The organism is Bradyrhizobium oropedii, from assembly GCF_020889685.1.
Lineage (GTDB): Bacteria > Pseudomonadota > Alphaproteobacteria > Rhizobiales > Xanthobacteraceae > Bradyrhizobium > Bradyrhizobium oropedii.
In genome coordinates, this window is record NZ_JACMYO010000311.1 from 1 (window position 1) to 5,832 (window position 5,832).

Consider the following 5,832-nt stretch of genomic DNA (forward strand, 5'->3'; position numbering starts at 1 on the left):
CATTCAGCGGCACGGTGTCGGATTTCGGAGGTCAGGATCGGCTCGACCTGCGGGATATCGGCTTCGGCTCTGCCACCACCGTGGGCTTTTCGGCCAACAGCAGCGGCTCAGGAGGAACCCTCAGCGTCAGCGATGGCACGCACATGGCCCAGATTGCGCTGCTTGGCCAGTATGCCGCCAACAGTTTCGTTGCGGCCGGCGATGGCCATGGCGGAACGCTGATCACGGAGCCTGCCGCAGCTGTCATGCAGGCCCAACTGACGCAGCCGCATGCCTAAAGCGCGATGAGATCAGCTTGAATCCATCGCGCTTTAGATTTTTGTTTAAGCATGATCGTTTCGGAAAGCCGCTTCGCACTTTTCGGGCGAGGCATGCGGAGCCGCCGAGATGAGCGGCTTCGTCTGACGGCAATGCCCGGGCGGCAATCGCAGCAACTGACAAGCGGCATTGTGCTTGTTACGCCGCCGCGCGCTCCGGCGTCCCGAACAGCCGACCCAGCAGCGACGTTGCTGAGTCACCCGGCATGAGCGTTGCGACGCTGACGGCCGGCTCCGCGCGGGTGTCGCGGCGGCCGTTCCGGGTGTGGCGCATCACGCTCGCCAATCGCCGCGTGCCGGCCAGTGAGCCGCAGGCGGCGATGCGTCTATTCCGGGTGGCCGGACGTGGTTCAGGGTCTGCGAGCGGGAGGCGCACCGGCGGGCTCGACGAGCGACTATACGGCTGTGCGGGCCTGAACTATTCTCAAATTGCTTTTCTGCTGATTGGCTCCGACGAGCTTGGAGGCGAGCATGAGAACTCTGTTCGTCGCAGCGTTGCTTGCACTATCGGCGAGCAAGACTGCGGGTGCCTACCATTGCGAGGGCGGTCAACAGGCTGTTCCGCCAGCTTTCGCGGCACGCATGGCGCTGCCGCTCTGCGGCGCGGCCGCCACGCAGCCATGGGGGCCAAACGGTTGTCAGCTCTGTGACCCACGGAACGTCTATCCAAGTCCGTTTGCTCCGGATGCCGCTGGGCTGCGACCAGTGTTCACCCGGGCCCCCGCCAAGCCGCCGTCCGGTTACTGATTCCACGACGATTTGCGGACGATACGCGAAAGATTTGCGACCTTATGAGGTGGCACATTGCTTGTTACGACGCGACGCGCTCCGCCGGCCCGAACAGGCGTCCAAGCAATGACAGGGCGGAATCGCCCGGCATCAGCGTTGCAACGCTGACGGCGGGCTCGGCTCTGCTGTCGCGGCGGCCGTTCTGGGTGTGGCGCATCACGCTCGCCAATCGCCGCGTGATGGCCTGGGCGTTGCGCAGGTCGGTGCCGGCGAACGCCACGACGAGCGACCGGTCGTCATGCACGGCGCCGAAGTCGGCCTGGCGCATCAATCGGCTGATGATCCGCGCGCCGTCGAATTGCGCGCGCGGCTGGGTGTTGTCGAAGGTGAACCGCGCCACCGAGAGCGCGCCGCCGCGCTCGGCGGTGTGGTAGACGGCGGTGGCGAAGTCGCGCTCGAACGCAGCCTTGGTGAGCAGGCCGGTGCGGGGATCGATCAGGCCCTTGGCGTCGATCGCCTTGAGCATGCGGCCGAGCCGCGCCTCGAAGGCGTGCTGGCGGATCATCGGCAACGCCATGTCGGCAACACGTGTCGGACCGGCCGTGACGATCTCGAGATTGGGCAGCTCGTAGCGCGGCGTCAGCTCGCCCGAGGCAACGATGACAGGCAATGGGCGGAAGCGGACATCCTCGGTCAGCACGGTCAGGAAGGCATCCATCACGCGCGGCGTGAATCCCTCGGCCAGCACGATGCCGTCGATGTCTCGGCTTGAAAGATGCTTGGCGGCGGCCTCGATGCTGAGCGCACCGACCACGCCGGCGCGTTCGCCAAGCGCGACCGACAGCGTCGGGTAGGCGCCGCCACGACCGATCAGCAGCGCAGTGGCCTCGCCGATCGGATCGATATCGGACATGGCGATCGGGGCCGGCGGCACCAGGCGGCGCATCACGGTTGCATGCAGCGCGCGAACACGTAAGCACGCGTTGAGCCGGGCGACCAGGCGATCCGGCAAGCCCTTCTTCTGGAAGAACGCGATCGCGGTGTCGGGCAGGGTGGTCGCGGGATCGACCGCGATCAGCGGCAGATAGGGGGCGCGGGCGGCCGCACGCTTGGCCAGGCCCGACAGGGTGACGAAGTCGACGCCCTCGGCGGCTGCAATGACAGCTGCCGGCTTGACCTGCTCGATGGCCCGTCCGGCCTCGTTCCAGTCCGTGACCACGACCGGGAACAGCTTCGTCTCATCGAGAACGGCGGCGAACGGCGGCTTTGCCGACGCCGATACGATGAGGACCGGACCTTGTTGAGACATTCGAACGCTCGAAACCAATGCTTAAGATCAGCAAACGGCTGCGATGCTAGTTCGCATGGCTTAATGCGGCGTCAACACAATGCTAAGACTAACGCAACGATAAGATTTTAGCTCGTCGCGGTGCCGCTTCGGTCGCGAAATGCTTCGACCATCAACGGGTTAAGGCCAAGTTCTGTGAGGGCGTCGCGGGCGCGGGCGTTGTCCTGTGCCCGTCCGGCCAGACGGTGGCCGCTGAGGCGGTCCGGCAATGCCGTCAACAGCGCGCCCTGGCCGAGGCGGCGTGACCATTCCTGAAGCTCCTGGGCCAGGAACCGGTAGCCGCCGACGGTCATGACGCCCGAAGGCGGGGCGGTGATGTTGACGGCGCCGGTGACGCGATCGATCCGCGCAGCGTATTCGGTGTCGACGAAATCGCGCGGCGGCGGCGCAATCAGGCTGTCGCCCGGAGGTGGCGGCGGCGCATAGGCGGCGACCGGCACCATCGGGCCGCGCAGGCCGAGCGTGCCCTTCGGCGTCAGCAGGATCTCGCCGGCAATCGATGCGCCGGGCGCTTCGCGCGGTGCGCTGTGCGGACCGGGCTTGATCAGGGCGGGCGATCCGTCTTCGGCGGTGCGGCGGGCGCCGAACAACCCGGCCTCGCCGAACAGATAGACGTCGGTCAGTGTCACGCGCCCGGAGGTCCAGTGCGCGCTGGAGGCAACCTGCTCCGGCATGCGCCAGAGGCCGATCACGTTGCGCAGCGTGGGCAGGCGCTCCGACAGGCCGCGCTCGTCGAGCCGCAGCGCGAGTTGCGCGGGCGCGATCAGCGTGTCGCAGCCGTGATCGTTGAATTGGGTCTCGAACGATTCCTCGTCGAACGGGTGATGCATGACGAGCGTTCCGCCCGACAGCAGCCAGGTCACCAGCGACGCGCAGATGCCGGCAAACGACATCGGTGCGAACGCCGACAGGATGGTGGCGCCTTGCGCCAGGTCGCTCTCCAGCGACATCGCGAGCCCGCCTGCGATCAGGCCGAAATGCGCGCGCGGCACCGGACGAATGCCGTCGCTGGTGACGTCGAAGGAGATCAGCGCCGGCTTGCGGCCGTCCTGGATCATCGGGCGCGAGGTCCGGGAGTCCTGCAGGATCGCCTGGTCGAGCGATGCCATGCCTTCAGGCAGATCGGTCCCGAAGCCGCAGACGTGGCGGATCGAGAACGCTTCCGCCGCGGCGTTCATCGCGATGTCGGCATAGGAGACGCCGTCGATCCTGCCGCAGGTGACGATCGCCCGCGCCGCGGTGCGGTTGAGGACGGACGTCAGCTCGGCCTGCCGCCACAGCAGCGGCAATGGCACAACCACCAGCCCGACCCGATAGGCGGCGAGCACCGTCAGGGCGAATTCGATCGTGCCGGGAAGCTGAACCGCGATCACCGTATTGGCCGGCAATCCGCTCTCGACGAAATGGGCTGCGATCGCCGAGATTGCGCGGTCGGCCTGCGCATAGGTCAGGCGCTTGCGGGTCTGGCCGGTGATGCGCTGCTTGTTGAGCGGGTCGACCAGCGCCAGCGCCTCGGGCTGCCGCGCCAAAGTGCGCTTGAACAGCGTATCGAGCGTTGGCGAGGTGATCGACTGGTTCACAGGTTCAACGTCGGTTGCATCGCTTCGATCGGACCAGGTCATGCCGCGTCGGTCGCATCGCCTGGCGGATCACTTGATAATTCAACTGGCAAATTACTTGGCAGATCACTTGGATTGCACGCTGGGCTTCTGCCACCAAGTCTCCGGCAGGTAGCCCGTCAACGCCGTGGTCGAAGGCCGTTCTATCCGATTCCAGCGCGCGATCCATTGCTCTCCCAAGTTAAATAGGGGGATAGCGTAGAAGCCCGACATCAAGGCCCGGTCCAGCGCCCGCACCGCCGAGACGAAGGCCGGCCGCTCCCGCGCCGCCAGCAGTGCCGCGATCATGGCGTCGATCGCCGGATCCCTGGCGCCCATGTAGTTCCGGGTGCCCGGCACATCGGCGGCCTGGCTGCCCCAGTAGAACCACTGCTCGTTGCCCGGCGACAGCGACTGGTCCCAGCGAATGGGGATCATGTCGAAATCGTAGGCAACCCGGCGCTGCTCGAACTGTACCGCGTCGACCACCCGCACCGCGGCCTCGATGCCGGCGCGCTTGATGTCGCGCTGGTAGGCGAGGGCGATCCGTTCGTGCTCACGTGTCGTGACCAGGATCTCGATCCGGAGCGGCGTCCCCGTCGATCGCTGCTTCAGCACCGTGCCGTCGAGCGCGTAGCCCGCATCGGACAGCAGCGCTAGCGCGTTGCGCAGAATCGTGCGGTCGCGCCCCGAGCCGTCGGTGACCGGCAGATGATACCGGCCGTCGAGGATGTCAGGCTGGATGTGCGACAGGTATGGCTTGAGCAGTTCGCGCTCGCGATCGTCGGCGGGGCGGCCATAGGCCGACAAGTCCGAGCCGGCGAAGTAACCGCCGGCGCGCGAAAACAGCCCGAAATAATAATTGCGGTTGATCCATTCGAAATCGAACAGCATCGCCAGCGCCTGACGTACCCTGGCGTCGGCGAATTTCGGCCGCCGGCTATTGAACACCAGGAATTCCGACGGCCTGGGCGTGCCGATCTTGATGACGTCGCGGATCACCTCGCCGTTGCGCGCCGCCGGGAAGTCGTAGCCATCGTGCCAGCGCAGCGGCTCGGTCTCGGTCCGGAAATCATACAGGCCACGCTTGAAGGCCTCGAACATCCCGTTGGCTTCGCGGTAGTAGTCGAGCCTGATCTCGTCGAAGTTCCAGAAGCCGCGGTTGATCGGCAGGTCGCGGCCCCAATAATTGGGGTCGCGCGTGAAGGTCACGCTGGCGCCGGGCTTGACCGCCGTCACACGGTAAGGGCCGGTCCCGATCGGCGGGGCCAGCGTCGTTTCCTCGAATTTTTCGGGGTCGATGGCGTGCCGCGGCAGGATCGGCATCAAGCCGAGGATCAGCGGCAATTCACGATCCGCGACGCCACCGAAATCGAACCGGACCGTGAGCGGGTCGAGCGCCTCGGCCTTTGCAACTTTCGAATAATACTGGTGGTGCATCGGGCGGCCGTGGTCGCGCAACAGCGCCAGCGAGAACAGCACGTCGTCGGCCAGCACGGGCTGTCCATCGGAAAAGCGCGCACGGGGATCGATGTGGAAGGTTACGTAGCTTCTGGCATCGTCGGTCTCGACGCTGCGCGCGAGCAGGCCGTACAGGGTGAACGGCTCGTCATTGCCGCGCGCCATCAGGCTTTCGTAGACATAGCCGCGCTCATAGCCGTAGCCCCTGACCTGCGGGACCGCGACGCCCCTGATGATCAGGGGATTGAGGCTGTCGAAGGTGCCGATCACGCCCTGGACCAGCCGGCCGCCCTTGGGGGCGTCAGGATTGGCATAAGGCAGGTGGGTGAAGGCGGCGGGCAGCGCAGGGGCGCCGTGCATCGCGATGGCGTGGCTCTCG

Annotated in this window: 4 protein-coding genes; 1 reads left to right on the forward strand and 3 read right to left on the reverse strand. The window is 66.2% G+C overall.

Features of this window, described 5'->3' with window-relative positions:
* Positions 1 to 278: hypothetical protein (locus H8A95_RS41245; RefSeq protein ID WP_229188205.1), on the forward strand; the 278-nt coding region annotated here is incomplete at its 5' end.
* Positions 279 to 1,128: 850 nt separating this feature from the next.
* On the opposite strand, the gene H8A95_RS41250 is transcribed toward H8A95_RS41245, so the two are convergent.
* From H8A95_RS41250 to H8A95_RS41260, 3 genes are all read right to left on the reverse strand, one after another.
* Entirely contained in the window at positions 1,129 to 2,355 is a 1,227-nt protein-coding gene (locus H8A95_RS41250; protein WP_229188206.1) for a GGDEF domain-containing protein, read from the reverse strand.
* Positions 2,356 to 2,462: 107 nt separating this feature from the next.
* Positions 2,463 to 4,016 (reverse strand): AMP-binding protein, encoded by a 1,554-nt coding sequence (locus H8A95_RS41255; protein WP_229188207.1) that lies wholly within the window; start codon positions 4,014 to 4,016, stop codon positions 2,463 to 2,465.
* Between the two features lie 63 nt (positions 4,017 to 4,079).
* The coding region (locus tag H8A95_RS41260) for an extracellular solute-binding protein (protein WP_229188208.1) at positions 4,080 to 5,832 on the reverse strand (1,753 nt) is incomplete at its 5' end.

Coding starts and splice junctions, on each gene's coding strand:
- H8A95_RS41255 (WP_229188207.1), bottom strand. CDS start 4,016: ATGACCTGGTCCGATCGAAGCGATGCAACCGACGTTGAACCTGTGAAC.
- H8A95_RS41250 (WP_229188206.1), bottom strand. CDS start 2,355: ATGTCTCAACAAGGTCCGGTCCTCATCGTATCGGCGTCGGCAAAGCCG.